This window comes from Nocardia sp. NPDC006044 (genome assembly GCF_042871115.1).
GTDB lineage: Bacteria > Actinomycetota > Actinomycetes > Mycobacteriales > Mycobacteriaceae > Nocardia.
In genome coordinates, this window is record NZ_JBIAID010000003.1 from 967,429 (window position 1) to 982,533 (window position 15,105).

The 15,105-nt window shown below is 67.8% G+C and carries 17 protein-coding genes; 11 read left to right on the forward strand and 6 right to left on the reverse strand.

What is annotated here, in order from left to right; all coding sequences use genetic code 11:
- Positions 1-22: 22 nt before the first annotated feature.
- From ACFYO1_RS28915 to ACFYO1_RS28925, 3 genes are all read right to left on the reverse strand, one after another.
- On the reverse strand, positions 23-466 hold the full coding sequence (locus ACFYO1_RS28915; protein WP_387237330.1) for a nuclear transport factor 2 family protein: 444 nt from the start codon (positions 464-466) through the stop codon (positions 23-25).
- A 141-nt stretch (positions 467-607) separates the two neighbouring features.
- Positions 608-1,507: an alpha/beta fold hydrolase gene (locus ACFYO1_RS28920; protein ID WP_387237333.1), complete on the reverse strand. Its 900-nt coding sequence runs from the start codon at positions 1,505-1,507 to the stop codon at positions 608-610.
- A gap of 197 nt (positions 1,508-1,704) precedes the next feature.
- On the reverse strand, positions 1,705-2,505 hold the full coding sequence (locus tag ACFYO1_RS28925) for an NAD(P)H-binding protein (RefSeq protein ID WP_387237336.1): 801 nt from the start codon (positions 2,503-2,505) through the stop codon (positions 1,705-1,707).
- Positions 2,506-3,094: 589 nt separating this feature from the next.
- Between ACFYO1_RS28925 and ACFYO1_RS28930 the strand changes: the two genes are divergently transcribed.
- The gene (locus tag ACFYO1_RS28930) at positions 3,095-3,835 is read left to right on the forward strand and encodes a BTAD domain-containing putative transcriptional regulator (RefSeq protein WP_387237339.1); all 741 of its coding nucleotides are present in this window, start codon (positions 3,095-3,097) and stop codon (positions 3,833-3,835) included.
- A 106-nt stretch (positions 3,836-3,941) separates the two neighbouring features.
- On the opposite strand, the gene ACFYO1_RS28935 is transcribed toward ACFYO1_RS28930, so the two are convergent.
- From ACFYO1_RS28935 to ACFYO1_RS28945, 3 genes are all read right to left on the reverse strand, one after another.
- The gene (locus ACFYO1_RS28935; RefSeq protein ID WP_387237341.1) at positions 3,942-4,769 is read right to left on the reverse strand and encodes an NAD(P)H-binding protein; all 828 of its coding nucleotides are present in this window, start codon (positions 4,767-4,769) and stop codon (positions 3,942-3,944) included.
- 119 nt (positions 4,770-4,888) lie between these two features.
- A complete protein-coding gene (locus ACFYO1_RS28940; protein WP_387237344.1) occupies positions 4,889-6,031 on the reverse strand; it encodes an acyltransferase family protein in 1,143 nt (380 codons plus the stop codon).
- Between the two features lie 76 nt (positions 6,032-6,107).
- Positions 6,108-6,887, reverse strand: a complete 780-nt coding sequence (locus ACFYO1_RS28945; protein WP_387237347.1) for a cyclase family protein — start codon at positions 6,885-6,887, stop codon at positions 6,108-6,110.
- A gap of 239 nt (positions 6,888-7,126) precedes the next feature.
- On the opposite strand from ACFYO1_RS28945, the gene rfbA reads away from it, so the two are divergent.
- The 10 genes from rfbA (at position 7,127) to ACFYO1_RS28995 (ending at position 14,621) form a co-directional block, all read left to right on the forward strand.
- Entirely contained in the window at positions 7,127-7,999 is an 873-nt protein-coding gene (gene rfbA / locus ACFYO1_RS28950) for a glucose-1-phosphate thymidylyltransferase RfbA (RefSeq protein ID WP_387237350.1), read from the forward strand.
- Between the two features lie 2 nt (positions 8,000-8,001).
- On the forward strand, positions 8,002-8,562 hold the full coding sequence (locus tag ACFYO1_RS28955; protein ID WP_387237353.1) for a dTDP-4-dehydrorhamnose 3,5-epimerase family protein: 561 nt from the start codon (positions 8,002-8,004) through the stop codon (positions 8,560-8,562).
- Positions 8,559-8,807, forward strand: a complete 249-nt coding sequence (locus tag ACFYO1_RS28960) for a hypothetical protein (RefSeq protein WP_387237356.1) — start codon at positions 8,559-8,561, stop codon at positions 8,805-8,807. Before ACFYO1_RS28955 ends, ACFYO1_RS28960 begins: the two co-directional genes overlap by 4 nt.
- A gap of 65 nt (positions 8,808-8,872) precedes the next feature.
- The gene (locus tag ACFYO1_RS28965; RefSeq protein ID WP_387237359.1) at positions 8,873-9,580 is read left to right on the forward strand and encodes a class I SAM-dependent methyltransferase; all 708 of its coding nucleotides are present in this window, start codon (positions 8,873-8,875) and stop codon (positions 9,578-9,580) included.
- Positions 9,581-9,677: 97 nt separating this feature from the next.
- A complete protein-coding gene (locus ACFYO1_RS28970) occupies positions 9,678-10,133 on the forward strand; it encodes a hypothetical protein (protein ID WP_387237362.1) in 456 nt (151 codons plus the stop codon).
- Positions 10,134-10,146: 13 nt separating this feature from the next.
- On the forward strand, positions 10,147-10,410 hold the full coding sequence (locus tag ACFYO1_RS28975; protein WP_387237365.1) for an acyl carrier protein: 264 nt from the start codon (positions 10,147-10,149) through the stop codon (positions 10,408-10,410).
- Entirely contained in the window at positions 10,407-11,189 is a 783-nt protein-coding gene (fabG, locus tag ACFYO1_RS28980; protein ID WP_387237368.1) for a 3-oxoacyl-ACP reductase FabG, read from the forward strand. Before ACFYO1_RS28975 ends, fabG begins: the two co-directional genes overlap by 4 nt.
- A 23-nt stretch (positions 11,190-11,212) precedes the next feature.
- On the forward strand, positions 11,213-12,166 hold the full coding sequence (locus ACFYO1_RS28985) for an aromatase/cyclase (RefSeq protein WP_387237371.1): 954 nt from the start codon (positions 11,213-11,215) through the stop codon (positions 12,164-12,166).
- On the forward strand, positions 12,163-12,993 hold the full coding sequence (locus ACFYO1_RS28990; protein ID WP_387237373.1) for an alpha/beta hydrolase: 831 nt from the start codon (positions 12,163-12,165) through the stop codon (positions 12,991-12,993). Before ACFYO1_RS28985 ends, ACFYO1_RS28990 begins: the two co-directional genes overlap by 4 nt.
- A 47-nt stretch (positions 12,994-13,040) precedes the next feature.
- Positions 13,041-14,621: an AMP-binding protein gene (locus tag ACFYO1_RS28995; protein WP_387237376.1), complete on the forward strand. Its 1,581-nt coding sequence runs from the start codon at positions 13,041-13,043 to the stop codon at positions 14,619-14,621.
- Positions 14,622-15,105 lie beyond the last annotated feature (484 nt).

Consider the following 15,105-nt stretch of genomic DNA (forward strand, 5'->3'; position numbering starts at 1 on the left):
CGCGGTCGAGATCGGCTGGCGCTCAGACGGATTCGTCGTCGCGGGTGACCACCCGCTCGGCCACCAACCACTCGTCGCCGGACCGGACGAGCACGTCCTCACACACGCACATGGCGTGCAGGATCGTCCCCTTGCCCCGCTCGGTCTTGACCACCTGCACGTAGGACCGGGCGAACACCGAACCGTCCGCGCGCACCTCGACCACGATCGTGCTGTAGCACCGGCGGTATCGAATCCCGTCGGCGCGCAACTGATCCGCGTTGGCGCGCAGGCCGGCCGCCAGCGCCGCCCGGCCCGCGATCGGCGTGGAGATCTTGGGCGGGGAGACCATGGTGCCGTCCTCGGTGAAGGTCGCGGCCGTCTCCTCCGCGCGCCCCTCGTCCATCAGCTGGACGTGCCGGGCATAGAACCGCTGCACCTCCGCACAGATCTCCGCGTATGTCTGCTCCCGTACCTCTGCACTCACGACCTACCGCCTCTCGACTGGACTGTCCTCTAAACCTGGTGGCCGCCGGTCGAAGTCCACTGGAGAAGCCCTCGGGCCGGACCCGGCCCATCGAAAAGGACCCGCGTCCCGGTCCCGGGCGCGGGTCCTCTGGCGGGGAGATCAGCCGACGGCGACCGATTCCGCGCGCCGGACGTGCTCGGCGATCGCGGCGGCCAGCGCGGGATGGGCGGCGGACGGGAAGGCGTGGCCGAGGCCGGGGATCTCGAGCAGCCGCGCGCCCGGGATCGACTCGGCGAGGAACACGCTGTGCGGCGGCTGGTGGACCGGGTCCAGCGGGCCCTGGATCACCAGCGTGGGCGTCCGCACGTTCGCCAATTCGGGTCCGCGGTCGGTGATGTCGGCGCGCTCGTCGATATTCGGCGTGTTACGTCCGGCGATGCCGGAGTGCGCGATCTCCCGCTCCTCCCAGCGCCGGAACTCCGCCGGATCGAACGGCAGCACCGAGCCGGACATCGCCGCGGCCATCGCGACCCGCCGGTCCAGCTCGGCGTCCACGTCATCCAGGATCGGCGACTGCATGATCAGGTCGAGCACCTCGCGGCGCGGCGCGGGCAACCCGCTCGGCGTCGGCTCGCCGCTGTAGGCGCAGTCGCAGCTGGTGAAGAAGTCCACGGTCAGCGCGGCCGCGCCGGTCATGGTCAGGCTGCGCAGCCGGTCCGGGTAGTCGATGGCCATGAGCTGCCCGGTCGCCGCGCCCAGCGCGAAGCAGACCAGGTGGACCCGGTCGATGCCCCAGCCGTCCAGCACGGCGATCGCGTCGGCGGCGAGTTCGTAGAAGGTGTAAGGGTTCTGGGCCGGGTCCAGCGCGACCGTCCGCCCGGTGTCGCGATGGTCGTACCGGATGACGTGCAGGCCCTTCGCCACGAGTGCGGCGACGAACTCGTCGGGCCAGCCCCGCGAGCTGTGCGCGCCGAGCAGCAGGAGCGGGGGGTCGCCGGGGTCGCCGAAGTCTTCGGTCCACAGACGGAGATCAGCTGTGGAGACAACGCGTTCTGCCATGGAATTCACGCTTCCTTTCTGAGGGGACCCGACTCGGCCCAAGTCGTCGTGTGGCCCGGATCCACCCTCGCGCACCCGGCTAGAGGGTCGGTTCGAAGGACGCTCGAACTTCGGTGGGATCCCGCGACCGGCCGGACGCGCGGCGCCCCGCGAGGCGTCGAACCTCGCCTTGCGGTGCCGCGCGCCGACCGATCGGCTCAGCGGAACAGGTCGGCGTTCTCCACCGCCCAGGTGGCGAACGTGGTGGCGTGCCCGGTCAGGTCGGCTACCGTGCTGGTGGCGATCTGCGGGTTGTCCACCCGGGTGGCGAGCCCGTTGACGAAATACCCCGCGTAGTCGCCCATCGCCGGCTCGAGCTGTGCGATGAGCTCCTCCGGCGGCACCGTCACGAAGGTCAGCTCGCGGCCGAGCGCGTCGGCCAGGTACTGCAAACGCTGTGCCCTGGTGATGGTTTCGGGGCCGGTGAGGGTGTAGGTCGCCCCGATGTGCCCGCTGCCGGCCAGGATGGTCGCCGCGACCCTGGCGATATCGTCCATGGCGATGGGCGCGTTGCCCGACGTCGGATACGGTTCACGCACTTCGCCGGTGGTGCGAATCTGCTCGGCCCAGTCGGTGGCGTTCTCCATGAACTCGCCCGTCCACAGGTGGGTGTAATCGACGCCCGACTTGTCCACCGCCTGCGAGATGGGATGCCAGTTGGTGTTCTCGTCGCCGGACAGCGCGACGATGTGCCGGATCCCGGCCTGCCGGGCCAGATCGACGACCTCGGTGACGGTTTCGAGCGACGGCGCGAGGTACATGCTGTCGATGCCGGCGAAGGCCGCGGGCAGCGAGTCCGGGCGCTTCAGATAGCCCTTGACCACCTCCACTTCGGGCGGGAAAGCGGTTCGTTCCGGATGGTTGGACAGTGCGCGAATATCATCGGCCCCCAGTTTGACGAGGTGTTCCACGACCTTTCGGCCGATATTTCCGGTAGCCCCTGTTACAAGAATCGTCATGCCCCCAAGCTAGCCCGGCGACCCGTCCGCGCGCACATAGAAAGTGCGAAGGCCGAGGACACGGGCGGATCGCGGATCGCCGGCGCGCCACTGCGTCGCATATCCGGACACATTGTTCCGGACATGACGAAATCACCTGAGCCGCAACCAATCACAGTGTCGGGGTCCGCGACACGACTTTGCCAGGTACCATCCCCGCCCCTATCTTCCTGCACGGCAACCTGTTTCGATTGCAGTCAACCGTCGGCAACCGCTCCGATGCCGCCGCGCAACCCCCCGATGATGCGAGTTCCACGGAGAGTCAAGCCCCAGATAGCAAGGGACACAAGCCCGCTCGACATGACCGCCTTCCGTTGACGAATACGGGCAAATCGGTATAGCGTCGGAAAGTACCGACCAGGAGTTTGGTCCGGGGAACTCGAAGATCCATGGGGACCACCCAATCCCCAGTTCTCAAGGCTAGGTACCGCCAAAAGGGTGCCGCCGTTTAGGGGGAATTATGGAATTTGGCGTGCTCGGTCCACTTTCGGTAGAGCATCAGGGGAAATCGAACGTCCCAAGTGCTCCGAAATTACGGACCGTATTGGCGATGCTGCTGGTCCACTCGGACCAGGTGGTGCCGGTTTCCTCTCTGATCACCGATCTGTGGGATGAACTGCCGCCGGCGAGCGGGCTCACAACGCTCCAGACGTACGTCCTCAATCTGCGCAAGTACTTCGTCGGGGTCACCGGCATGTCCGCAACGGAGGTAGCCAAGGAAATCCTGATCACCCGCCCCGGCGGGTACCTGCTCCACGTCGAGCCGAACGCGCTCGACATGCACCGTTACGAGACTCTGGTCGATTCCGGATTGGCCGCCCTGGCCAACGGAAACGACGAAGCGGGTATCGCCGACCTCGACGCCGCCCTGCGCACCTGGCGGGGGCCTGCACTGGTGGATATCGCCGCGGGCCGCGTGCTGGAATCCAAGGCCCTGCAACTGTCCGAGTCCAGGCTCGTCACCATCGAGTACATGCTCGACGGCGAACTTCGGCTCGGTCGCTATCGCGAGGTCCTGTCCCGCCTCGCCGCGCTGTGCGCCGAACACCCGCTCAACGAACGCCTGCACGCGCAGTACATGCGCGCGCTGCACCTGAGCGGACGGCGGGCACAGGCCCTGGAGGTGTTCCACCGCCTGCGGGTCACCTTGGTCAACGAGCTGGGCCTGGACCCGGAACGCAGCCTGCAGGAACTGCACGCGGCGATCCTCGGCGTCGACGACGACGCCGACATCCTCACCCTCACCACCCGCCCCGCCATGCTGGCCGGCGCCTCCGCCCGGCTGCGCTGAACCGAGGCGGACAGCCCCGTTGCCCCGGTTCGTCACCCAAGTGGGGATGCTGGACGGCCTCGTCCACGTCCCCACTTGGACAACGAGTTTCGCCCTCGGCGAGCAGTCAGCAGAAGTCATCGGAGTGCAGACCGGCCCACTCGGACAGCGGGCGCGCCGGCAGTCCGAGAACCTGTTCGATGTCGTGCCACACCGGCTCCGGCTCGGCGAGCGTGCGCTCCCAGTACTCCAGCAGCCAGTCCATCAGATGCCCCGGGAATTGCTCGCTGCCCTCCGCGCGCCACTGCTCCGGGGTGATCTCCTCGAACCGCACGTCCTTTCCGATCGCCTCGCCGATCACGGCGAACTGCTCGGTCTTGGTCAGCGCCGCCGGGCCGGACAGGGTGTAGACCCGGCCCCCGTGCGAGTCGTCCAGCAACGCGGCAGCGGCGACCGCCGCCACGTCCAACTCGTCCACCGGCGCCTGCCGCGCGTTGTCGTAGGGCAGCCGCACGATACCCGTGCGCTTGATCGGCTCGGCCCAGCTCAGCAGGTTGTTCGCGAACATGCCCGGCCGCACGTGCGTCCAGGCCAGCCCGGAATTCTCCACCACCGACTCGAACGCGCGATGGTATTCCCCGCCGGGATCGTTGCCGAAGCCCGCGCTCGACGCGGAGTGGGTGACCACCCGCCGCACGCCGGCCCGCTTGGCCGCGTCGACCACCTGTGCGGTCGTCTCACCGGCCACGATCAGGTACAGCCGGTCGATGCCGTCGAACACCCCCGACAGACTCTCCGGCTTTTCCAGATCACCGCCGACGACCTCGACCGCGGCGGGTAATTCAGCGCTCTCCGGACGCCGGGTCAGTGCCCGGACCTCGGCACCGCCGGTCAGGAGCAACTCAACCAAGTTGCGGCCGACCCAACCGGTGGCACCGGTCACGAGAATCTTCACAGTTCTCCAATGTCCTTGAAATGAAAGCGAATACGTCCCGGAGTACTCCTGGGCTGCTCTTTCGGACACTGTAACCAAGCACGGGGGGCGTTCGCATATAGAAAGTTTCACTGGGTAGATCAGGAGGGCGCCGAGCGCGGTTCGCGCGGCGTGATTCGATGGCGCGGACCGGAGAACCGGTGCTGCATCGGAAGCTCCACCAGCCGGTGCATTCCCCACGCCAGCAACACCGTCCCGCAGAGACTCAACGCCCACAGCCCGATCGCTTGCGCGAGGGTCGGCTGGAATTCGGCGCCGTAGAGGCGGTACATGTTGTACAGGACCAATTCGTGCAGTAGATAGAACGCGAACGAGACGTCACCGAGCCAGACCATCGGCCGGCCGGCCAGCCACGAGGGCCTGCCTTCGATGTCGGCGACCGCGGCCGCCGGGATGAGGAACGCGAGCGGCACGATGGTCGCCGCCACGATCGCGAAGGTGGTCGGCAGGAACGACGCGGCCAGGTATCCGGCGACGAACGCCAGTCCCGCCCATAGCGCGCGCACCCGCGGCCAGACGCCGGCCATGACGATCCGCGCCATCACCATACCGAGCACGAAGTCCAGCGCGCGCACCGGCGGGAACACGTAGACGAACCAGTACTCGTACTCCGGCGTGGCTTCCCACCACACCTGCGGCTGCGCGGGCAACAGTTTCGCTATCACCGGCATCAGCACGACGGCGGCCATGATCCCGATCGCCCACCACCACAGCCGGTCCGGGCGGATCTTGCGCACCAGCACGATCAGTAACGGGAAGGACAGGTAGAACAGGGCTTCCACCGACAGCGACCAGCTGACGTCGTTGACGCCGAAGGCCACGTCCAGGTCCGGCCACCAGGCGTGCAGCAGCAGCACCTGCTGCACCCAGCCGACGATCTCCCGCCCGGTCAGCAGCATCAGCCCGACCGCGAGCAGGAACGCGACGAAGTGGTTCGGATAGATCTTGAAGAAGCGCCGCCGCCAGAATCGGGCCGGGGTGTCGTGCTCGCGCGCGGACCAGGTGAGCACGAATCCGCTGAGCACGAAGAAGAATCCGACGCCGATATAGCCGCCCATCTTCACCACGTGCATGAATCCCTCGGCCACGGCGCCCGGGGGCAGCAGGCCGGGTTGGTACGCGGCGTGCGTGGTGAAGACCAGCAGCGCGGCGATCCAGCGCAACCCGGTCAGCGACGGCAGCCGGGAGATCCGGCGCGGGGTGAGCCGCTCGTCGATACTCACGACTCCACCTCGCTGACGCTCGGCTCCGTCGTGCGCATGCGCACGCTGTGCCTTCGGTTCGCTCGCTGACGCTCGCTCACGGCTTGTCCACCAGCGCAACGGCTCTGGCCCAGCCTGCCCCCGCCCGCGCGATCTTGATCGGGAAGCACACCACCGTGAACCCGTGCGGCGGAAGGAGTTCCAGATTCGCCAGCCGCTCCACCTGGCAGTACTCCCGGTCGCGGCCGGCGAAATGGGCGGGCCACAGCACCGATCGGTCCCCGGTCTCGCGGTAGCGGGCGATGATGTCGGTGAACGGCGCGTCGAGGCTGAACGCGTCCGTGCCGATCACCTTCACCCCGAGGTCCAGCAGGTAGTTCGTGGCGGGCCCGTCGAGCCCGGCGAAGTCGGTGAAGTACTTCGGCGAACCCTGATGTCGCTGGGCGCCGGTGTGCAACAGCACGATGTCCATCGGTTCGGGCAGCCTGCCGATCCGGTCGAACTCCCGCTCCAGCACGTCCCGGCCGACAGCGCCGGTCGGCGCCTCCGTCAGGTCGAGCACGAGACCGGGGCGGTGGAACCAGTCCAGCGGCATCTCGTCGATGTGCCGCGGTCCGCCCTCCCGGTAGGACGCCCGGGTGCCGTAGTGCGACGGCGCGTCCACGTGCGTGCCGGTGTGCGTGGTCAGGCTCAGCCGGTCCAGCGAGAGGAACTCGCCGTCGGGCAGGTCGTCCACGTCGAAGCCGAGCCCGAAGTGCTCGGCCATCTCCTCGCTCATGTGCCGAGCGCCGGCCGCCGGGGTGAGCACCGTGTGCTCCACCGGATCGGGTTCGTACTGCTCGCTGTCCACTGGCGAGGACAGGTCGATGATGTGCATCCGCCCTCCATTTCCTCCCTGTTCGGTGAGTCGTGCACCACCGAGCGTGGTCGCGCGGCCTAGAACTTCGCTGGAGGTTCGGGCGAGCACAGACGCGGTGGCCCCGGCCCGGTCCGGCATCCGCGCCGACCGCTGCTGGAGCGATCTTCGAGCGCGCCACCGCACGCTGGGCACAGGACGGACGACTGGCCGGCGATCGAGTGCCCGCCGGGCAGCCGAGCTGACGGGAAGGATCGGTCGTGAAAGGCATAATCCTGGCGGGTGGCGCCGGTTCGCGGTTACACCCGATCACCCGCGGGGTGAGCAAGCAGCTGGTCCCGGTCTACGACAAGCCGATGGTCTACTACCCGTTGTCGACCTTGATGCTGGCCGGCATCCGGGAAATCCTGGTCATCACGACACCCGAGGACACGGGCGCGTTCCGGCGGCTGCTGGGCGACGGTTCGCAGTTCGGATTGGCCATCGACTATGTGGTGCAACCGAAACCGGACGGGCTGGCCAGGGCGTTCGTGCTGGGTGCCGCGCACATCGGTGCCGACTCGGCCGCACTGGTGCTGGGCGACAACATCTTTCACGGACCAGAACTCGGCACCCGGCTGCGCCGCTTCCACGGACTGGACGGCGCCGCGGTGTTCGCCTACCGGGTATCGGACCCGACCGCCTACGGCGTCGTCGAATTCGCCGACGGCCGAGCGGTTTCCATCGAGGAGAAGCCCAAGGTGCCGCGCTCCAACTACGCCATCCCCGGCCTGTACTTCTACGACAACGACGTGGTCGAGATCGCCCGTGGCCTAAGGCCCTCCGCCCGTGGCGAATACGAGATCACCGACATCAACCGGACCTACCTGGAACAGCACCGGCTCCAGGTGGACGTGCTCGCCCGCGGCACCGCGTGGCTGGACACCGGCACCTTCGACTCGCTGCTGGACGCGGCCAACTACGTCCGCACGGTCGAGCAGCGCCAGGGCCTCAAGATCAGCGTGCCCGAGGAGGTGGCCTGGCGAATGGGCTTCATCGACGACGAACAGCTGAGCCGGCTGGCCGCCCCGCTGGTCCGCTCCGGTTACGGCCGCTACCTGCTCGAACTACTGGAACACGGACGGGATTGGTAACCATGCGAATTCGAGAGCTGGCGGTACCGGGGGCATGGGAATTCACCCCGGCCATGCACGGCGACGAGCGCGGCGCCTTTGCCGAGATGTTCAAGGCCTCGGAGTTCGAGAAGGCGGTCGGCCGGCCGTTCGAGCTGTTGCAGATCAACACCTCCATCTCGGCCGCGGGCGTGCTGCGCGGCATCCACTACACCGAGGACCCGCCCGGACAGGCGAAGTACGTGACCTGCACGAGCGGCGCGTTCGTGGACGTGGTCGTGGATCTGCGCCCAGGGTCGCCGACCTTCGGCGCGTGGGACAGCGTGCTCATCGACGACGTGGACCGGCGCTGGGTCTTCCTGTCCGAGGGACTCGGCCACGCGCTGCTCTCCCTGGCGGACGGCTCGACGGTCACCTACCTGTGCTCGCTGGAGTACACGCCCGAATTCGACCGTGAGATAGACGCTTTGGACCCAGATCTCGGCATCGAGTGGCCGGCCACCGGCCGCGACGGGCGGCCGCTGCGCCTGCTTCGCTCGCCCAAGGACGCGGCGGCGCCCCGGCTGCGCGACCTCGCGTCATGAGCGCCCGTTCGCGGCGGGCGGCGAAGTGCCGCCGCGCCTGGCGGAAGTTCGTCCGGATCGCGATTCACCTGACGCCCGGGTTCTATGCGATCGGCTGGGGCTATCACATCGACGCGTCCATGGTCGAGGTGAGCCACCGGCGCCGTGCCCTCATCGAGGCACGCCGGCGCAACGGCCGCCGCCTGTCCGCGACCGAACGCGAATCCTGGCGGGCCCTGGAGAAATCGCTCAGAAGCGCACGGTAACCGAGTTTTCAGTTCTGACCGGCAAGCGAAACATTGCTTTTACCAACAACATTCAAGGAGAAGACATGGCTGAGGCAATTCCGGCGAACGGTTCGTCGATGGTCGACTTCGAACAGAGCTACCAGGATCACGCCCTCATGCCGGGCGACGAGGCGATGGACCGGCTGCCCTGGGAGATCGATCGGCCGCAGCCCGAGCTGGTCGGATTCGAAAAGGCCGGGCGCGTGCGCGGCGAGGTGCTCGATATCGGTTGCGGGCCAGGTGATTCCGCCATCTACCTGGCCGGGCGCGGATATCGGGTGACCGGGCTGGACTTCTCGCCGACGGTGATCGAGCAGGCCCGCGCGCGGGCGGCGGCCGCAGGGGTCGAGGCATCGTTCGGTGTCGCCGACGCCACCGATCTGACCGGCTACGCGGGCCGGTTCGACACGGTCGTCAGCAGTGCGCTGTTCCACTGCCTCGAACCGGAGCAGCGGCGACCGCATGTCGCCGCGTTGTTGCGCGCGACCAAGCCCGGCGCCCGACTCATTCAATTCACCTTCGCCAGAAGCGAATTCAGTAGCGCCTTCGCTCCGTACGCGATCGATGAGGACGAGTTGCGCGCCATTTTCGGTGCGCCGTGGTCGATCAACACCCTGCGGCTGGGCAATCTGGCGGCGGTGGCGTCCCCGCCGATGCTGGAGTCCTTCGCGGAGAGCGGTTTCCGGCCCGAACTGGACGCCGACGGGGCGATGCTGCTGCCGATCTGGGTGCTCGAAGCCGACCGCGACTGACGCGATGTCTCCCTCCTGCCGGGGCCGGATCCGGACCACAGACGGTCTTCAGAGGACTTCAAGTGCGACGCGAGTAGGTGCGCCCAAGATCGGCCCTATGACCAAAACGCTTCTGCTGCTTCTCGGAGTACTGGCCGCGAGCACGGTTCCCGCGCAGACCGCCCAGGCGACGCCCATCGAGTTCCTGCCGATCGGCACCTGGACCGGTCTGGTGAAGGTGAGCGAGGACCCACCGCACGAGGCCATCTTCCAGTTCACCGAATCGGGCAAGATCTGCCTGACCTTCGGCCACCCCGGTGACGCCTCCGGCACCGGCACCTGGCAGGAGGCCGGGCACAACCGGTTCACCTTCGAGCTCACCCACGACGTGATCCTCCCGGACGGCACGCTGGCCGCCTACGTCTCGGTGCAGCACACCGCCAAGCAGAACCGGGACAAGTTCTCCAGCTCCGGCGACACCCAGGTCACCGATCCGGCCGGCAACCCGGTGCGGTCCGGGCCGTCCTCGATCGAGGCGACCCGGACCAGTCAGCACACTCCGACCTGCAAGTAGGAAGGCTTTACCCATGGCCGACAGGCACCTCACCATGGAGGAATTCCAGAACATCATGTTCGCCGCCGTCGGCGGCGACGGCGCCAATTTCGTCGCCGACACCGAGCAGCAGTTCGAGGATCTCGGCTACGACTCGCTCGCGCTGCTGGAGGCGGGCGGCCGGATCGAACGCGAATACGGTATCTCCCTTGATGATTCGGTGTTGACCGGGTCGACGACGCCGCAGTCGTTCGTCGACGCCGTCAACCAGGTCATTTCGACCGGGACGGCGGCATGAGCACCCCGGCCGGCCGGGTCGCGCTGATCACCGGGGCGACCAGCGGCATCGGCCTCGCGGTGGCGAATCAGCTTGCCGGTCAAGGGCATCCGGTCTTCATCGGAGCGCGCACGGCGGAGGCCGTCGCGCAGACGGTGAAGGATCTGCGGGAGCGGGATCTGACCGTCGACGGCACCGAGCTCGACGTCCGCTCGGCCGACTCGGTGCGCGATTTCGTCGCCGCGGCGGTCGGTCGCTTCGGCGGCGTCGACATCCTGGTGAACAATGCGGGCCGCAGCGGCGGCGGGGTCACCGCCGAGGTCACCGACGAGGTGTGGTTCGACGTCATCGACACCAACCTGCACAGCGTGTTCCGGATGACCAGGGAGGTGCTCAACGCCGGCCTGCGGGACAAGCCGTGGGGGCGGATCATCAATATCGCGTCCACCGCGGGCAAGCAGGGCGTGGTCCTCGGCGCACCCTATTCGGCCTCCAAACACGGCGTGGTCGGCTTCACCAAGGCGCTCGGCAACGAGCTGGCCCCGACCGGTATCACGGTCAACGCGGTGTGCCCCGGTTACGTGGAAACGCCGATGGCACAACGTGTCCGGCAGGGTTACGCCGCGGCCTACGACACCACCGAGGACCAGATCCTGGCCCGGTTCCAGTCGAAGATCCCGCTCGGCCGGTATTCCACCCCGGACGAGGTCGCGGGCCTGGTCGGCTACCTGACCTCGGATGTGGCCGCCTCCATCACCGCCCAGGCGCTCAACGTCTGCGGCGGTCTCGGCAACTTCTGATACCAATCCCCTTGGAGGCGATCATGTCCACCCGCGAATGCGAACACGAGATCACCATCGCGGCGCCCGCCGCCGTCGTCTACCGGTTGATCGCGGAGGTCGAGAACTGGCCGCGCATCTTCCCGCCGACCATCCACGTCGAACAGCAGCGCACCGGCGAGCGGACCGAACGCATCCAGATCTGGGCCACCGCCAACGGCGAGCCGAAGAGCTGGGTGTCACGGCGCACCCTTGATCCCGACCGGTTCCGGATCCGCTTCCAGCAGGAGGTTTCGACGCCGCCGGTGGCCTCGATGTCCGGGGAGTGGATCATCGAGGCGGATCAGGCCGGTCATTCGCGCGTGCGGTTGCTGCACGGGTATCGGGCGATCGACGACGATCCGGAAGGCCTGGCCTGGATCGAGGCCGCGGTCGACCGCAATTCCCGCGCGGAGCTGGCCGCGCTGCGGAGCAACATCGAATCGGCCGTCGCCGCAGCGGAATCCACCTTCTCCTTCGAGGATTCCTTGGTGGTTCGCGGCGGCGCGGCCGACGTGTACGACTTCGTGAACGAGGCGGATCGGTGGGTCGAACGGCTCCCGCATGTGGCCTCGGTCCGGTTCGAGCAGACCGAACAGGGGGTGCAGACGCTCGAGATGGGCACCAAGGCCAAGGACGGATCCACGCACCGCACGATGTCGTATCGGGTGGTGTTCCCCGGCGAGCGGATCGTCTACAAACAGGTCACCCTGCCGAAACTGCTTGCGCTGCATACCGGGGTGTGGACCTTCACCCCGATCGACGGCGGCGTACGCGCGTCGTCACAGCACACGGTGGTGTTGAACACCGGCACCATCGCCGCGATCCTCGGCGACGGCGCGACCACGGCCGACGCGCGGGACTACGTCCGAAATGCCCTGAGCACCAACAGCAGCGCCACCCTGGAACTCGCCAAGGCCTATGCCGAGGACCGGGCGGGTGTCGCTGCCGTCGAATGACCCCCGAGGTCCGCCGGATCGACCTGGTGGCAGGCGAACTCACCCTGTCGGCGCTGCTGTGCGCGGCCGAGAATCCGCGCGCGGTAGTCGTCGCACTGCACGGCGCAGGCACCAGCGCGCACTATTTCGACGGCCGCGCACACCCCGACGTGTCCCTGCTGACGCTCGGGGCGCGACTCGGCTACACGATGCTCGCGATCGACCGGCCCGGATACCCGGCATCCGCCCCCGATCCGACTGTCGGACAATCGATCTCGCAACAGGCCGGCACGCTCGCGGCCGCCCTGGGCACGTTCCGCGCGAATCATCCGGTGGGACAGGGACTCTTCCTGCTCGGTCACTCGTTCGGCAGCGCCGTGGCCATGACCATCGCCGCCGAGCCGGACACCACCGAGCTGCTCGGCCTCGACCTCTCCGGCTGGGGCGCGGACTTCGCCGACGGCCTGAACCTGGACACCGTGCGCCTGCACTGGGGCCCACTACGGCTGTATCCACCCGGCACATTCCGCTCCGGGGCGGCGATGCTGGGCCCGGTGCCCCCGCGCGAACGTGCCGAAGTGTTCACCTGGACAACTCGATTCGCCGACATCGCCGCCAAAGTCCCCATCCCCGTCCGCTTCACCTTCGCCGAGCACGAGGCCATCTGGCGCCACGACCCGGCTGCCCTGCGCACCCTGACCGCCGCTTTCCACGCCTCCCCGCGGGTTCTCGTAGACCACCACCCCAACGCCGGCCACAACATCAGCCTCGGCTGGACCGCCCGCGCCCACCACCTCCGCAGCTTGGCCTTCTTCGAGGAATGCCTGCCCCACCGAGGCGCGAGCTGACGGCACGACGGCGGTGACCTGAGGGCCGAGATGGCAGACTTTCCGGCATGAGCGACACCCCGCCGAAAATCCCCACTCTCGTCTGCGGTGCCCGCACGCGCACCCAATCCGAAACTCTGCTTCGCGCAGGGCGGCTCGGGGCGGCCCTCGTAGCGAACGGGATCGAGCGCGGCGACAAATGCGTCATCATGGCGCGCAACGACATCGAGTTCCTCGAGGTCTCGGTCGGCATCGCCTCGACGGGCGGCAACCCGCTGCCGATCAATACCAGGTGGACCGCCAACGAAGTCGCCCACGTGCTCACCGACGCGCAGGTTCGGCTGATCTTCGCGCACACCGAATTCGTGCCCGTGCTCGAAGCCGCTCGTGAACTCGCGGACAGCGACGCCCGCATCGTCGAAATCGTCATGCCCCCTGAGCTTCTCGCCGAAGGCGGATGGGATCTCGGCCTGGCCGAGCCCACCGGCCGCCACGACACGGTGGAGGACTGGATCGCCGCACATCCCGATCCGATCGGGCATATCGAAGGCGCGATCGCCCATTCCATGGGTGTCATCTACACCTCCGGCACCACGGGCAAGCCCAAAGGCGTTGCCCGCGAACGATTGACACCGCACCAGTTGCTCAGCATCGCCGGCGCGACGGCCCAGCGGATGGGCCTGGCCCCCGGTGTGCCGATGCTGGTCGCCGGGCCGCTCTATCACACCTCCCCCAACGCGGTTGCCGTGCTCGGGCTGCGTATGGGCGCCGACATCGTGATCATGCCCAAGTGGGACGCACGCAAGTTCCTGGAGCTGGTCGATCGCCACCGCATCCAACAGGTCAAGATCGTGCCCACCATGGTCTCGCGCATCCTGAGCGTGCCCGCCGATATCCGCGAGACTTACGACCTTTCGAGCCTGACCCATGTCATCCATTCCGCCGCACCGTGCCCGCCCGCGCTCAAGCGGGCCGCCATCGACCTGTTCGGGGATGCGCTCTGGGAGTTCTACGGGTGCAGCGAGGCAGGCACGATCACGTGGATCAGCGCCGAGGAATGGCTCGCCCACCCCGGCAGCGTCGGTCGCGCCACGGACGGCTCCGCCGTGCACATCGGCGACGAGCAGGGCAACCCGCTGCTCGTCGGCGAGATCGGACGGGTCTGGGTGCGCGGCGCCGACTACTGGCCGCGCTTCGAATACCTCAACCAAGGCGCACCGCACTCTCCGGTCGAGGGCATGCTGTGGGTAGGCGATCTCGGCTATCTCGATGCCGACGGCTTCTTGTATCTGACCGGCCGCGATGCCGAGGTCGTCATCCGGGGCGGGGTGAACATCTATCCCGCGGAGATCGAGAACGCCATCGCCACCCTGGACGGCGTCGAGGATGTGGCCGTGTTCGGTCTCCCCGACCCCGGCGACCTCGGCGAGCTCGTGGCCGCACACATCCTCCCCCGGCCCGGCGCGACCCTCACCCCGGACGCGGTCCGCGAAGCACTATCCGGCCAGCTCGCAAACTACAAAGTGCCCACCCGCATCGAGATCGTGCGCTCGCTGCCTCGCGACGACAGCGGCAAGGTCTACAAGCAGCAGATCAGAAACCGTTACGCGGCAGACGCATCCGTGGAATCCAGCGCCGGGGTGCAGTGACGTTCGCCATCCGCGCGGCGGGCCGCCCCGTCATCCCCGAATGCCTGCTGCGCGATATCCACGGCCGCGAGACCGGCCTGGGCCCCGAGATTCGGACCGATCCGCACTGACGATCGCCTCGAATACTCCTTCAGTGCGGCGAATGGGTCGGCTGGTGACACCACTGGACGCGCTGCTCGGACGCTGCTGGAGTGACTAAGGAGAGTGCGCGTGGGGTTTGGACGGCGGTCGCGGTGGTGGGTTCTGGTCGCGGTGTCGGCGGTAGTCGGTGGCGGGGTTGTGCTTCCGGGTCAGGCCGGTGCGGATCTGCCGACTCGGACCGAGGTGCAGCGTGCGGATCGGCCTGCCGCGGTGTTGCTGGGCGACTCCTACGCGTCGGGTGAGGGTGGGCGGTGGGAAGGGAACGGGCCGAAGGCGGTTGATCGGGGGGTATTTCAAACATATGGGGGGACTTGGGATTATCCGGCGATTCTGCCCGGGAACG

Coding starts and splice junctions, on each gene's coding strand:
- ACFYO1_RS28995 (WP_387237376.1), top strand. CDS start 13,041: ATGAGCGACACCCCGCCGAAAATCCCCACTCTCGTCTGCGGTGCCCGC.
- ACFYO1_RS28965 (WP_387237359.1), top strand. CDS start 8,873: ATGGCTGAGGCAATTCCGGCGAACGGTTCGTCGATGGTCGACTTCGAA.
- ACFYO1_RS28960 (WP_387237356.1), top strand. CDS start 8,559: ATGAGCGCCCGTTCGCGGCGGGCGGCGAAGTGCCGCCGCGCCTGGCGG.
- ACFYO1_RS28990 (WP_387237373.1), top strand. CDS start 12,163: ATGACCCCCGAGGTCCGCCGGATCGACCTGGTGGCAGGCGAACTCACC.
- ACFYO1_RS28920 (WP_387237333.1), bottom strand. CDS start 1,507: ATGGCAGAACGCGTTGTCTCCACAGCTGATCTCCGTCTGTGGACCGAA.
- ACFYO1_RS28970 (WP_387237362.1), top strand. CDS start 9,678: ATGACCAAAACGCTTCTGCTGCTTCTCGGAGTACTGGCCGCGAGCACG.
- ACFYO1_RS28945 (WP_387237347.1), bottom strand. CDS start 6,887: ATGCACATCATCGACCTGTCCTCGCCAGTGGACAGCGAGCAGTACGAA.
- ACFYO1_RS28930 (WP_387237339.1), top strand. CDS start 3,095: ATGCTGCTGGTCCACTCGGACCAGGTGGTGCCGGTTTCCTCTCTGATC.
- ACFYO1_RS28925 (WP_387237336.1), bottom strand. CDS start 2,505: ATGACGATTCTTGTAACAGGGGCTACCGGAAATATCGGCCGAAAGGTC.
- ACFYO1_RS28955 (WP_387237353.1), top strand. CDS start 8,002: ATGCGAATTCGAGAGCTGGCGGTACCGGGGGCATGGGAATTCACCCCG.
- fabG (WP_387237368.1), top strand. CDS start 10,407: ATGAGCACCCCGGCCGGCCGGGTCGCGCTGATCACCGGGGCGACCAGC.
- ACFYO1_RS28985 (WP_387237371.1), top strand. CDS start 11,213: ATGTCCACCCGCGAATGCGAACACGAGATCACCATCGCGGCGCCCGCC.
- ACFYO1_RS28975 (WP_387237365.1), top strand. CDS start 10,147: ATGGCCGACAGGCACCTCACCATGGAGGAATTCCAGAACATCATGTTC.